Source organism: Klebsiella sp. A-Nf5, assembly GCF_002810545.1.
Taxonomy (GTDB): Bacteria; Pseudomonadota; Gammaproteobacteria; order Enterobacterales; family Enterobacteriaceae; genus Klebsiella; species Klebsiella variicola.
Genome location: NZ_PIOG01000210.1, coordinates 1 through 817 on the forward strand (window position 1 = coordinate 1; position 817 = coordinate 817).

The 817-nt window shown below is 40.3% G+C and carries 1 pseudogene; it reads left to right on the plus strand.

Features of this window, described 5'->3' with window-relative positions:
* Nucleotides 1-331 precede the first annotated feature (331 nt).
* Nucleotides 332-817, plus strand: a pseudogene (locus CWM53_RS31735) (hypothetical protein); the annotation flags it as partial.

Below are 817 nucleotides of genomic sequence, written 5' to 3' on the forward strand. Positions count from 1 at the left end.
CGGTAAATTGCGGCGTAGTGGGGACTACACCGATATTGGCGGAAACAGGCAACGGTTTCTGGCGTACGGCGCAGCCGCTAATAAACAGTGAAAAAATATACAGTAAACACAGAGCGTCATTCTTCATGGCGAGGCGTCCGACAGGAAATTGAGCTCATCCTGCCAGTTGCGTGACTATCGGACAGCCGAAAATAGGGGGAAGTGGATAGTCGTTTTTAGCCATGTGGTGACTAACACAGCCTTTTTACTTATCTGTTGTCTGGGTGATAGACGTGTAGGAGATACACCTGTTATAACTACCTGAATTATCATATGGAAAGGCAGAAAATTAATGATAGGAAAGTTTTTTCGTTCAGTCCCTGTTGTGTTCTGGATAAGTTTTATTTGGTGGCCAGCCATTATGTTCAGTCTGGCTTATGCCAGAAAGCGTACAAGTACTGATCTACTCATTATCATAACATTTATCAGCATGGTGTTGATATCCGGATATATTATCAGATTTTTTTCTTCTGCTACCTTTGCAAGCACAGAGAGAAAACGCCTCAGAGGTGTATTTCCTGGACGAAAAGGTAAACTGAAAGGAATCATTAGTGCTTCAAGTACGTTAATCGTAATATTTTTTATCGCGGCGGCGACGGCGATTTCAGGTGTTGGTTTCAATTATGGTATTTTCCTGCTTGGTGTTCCGGCAATTTGTTTCTCATTACTGTTTTGGAATTATTATTTTTTATGCATGTCAAGGCTGCAAGAAAATACTGTTAAAAAAATAAATCGAGCTCTTTTAATTTTGTGTTCAATCATACTGTTTATTTCAAAG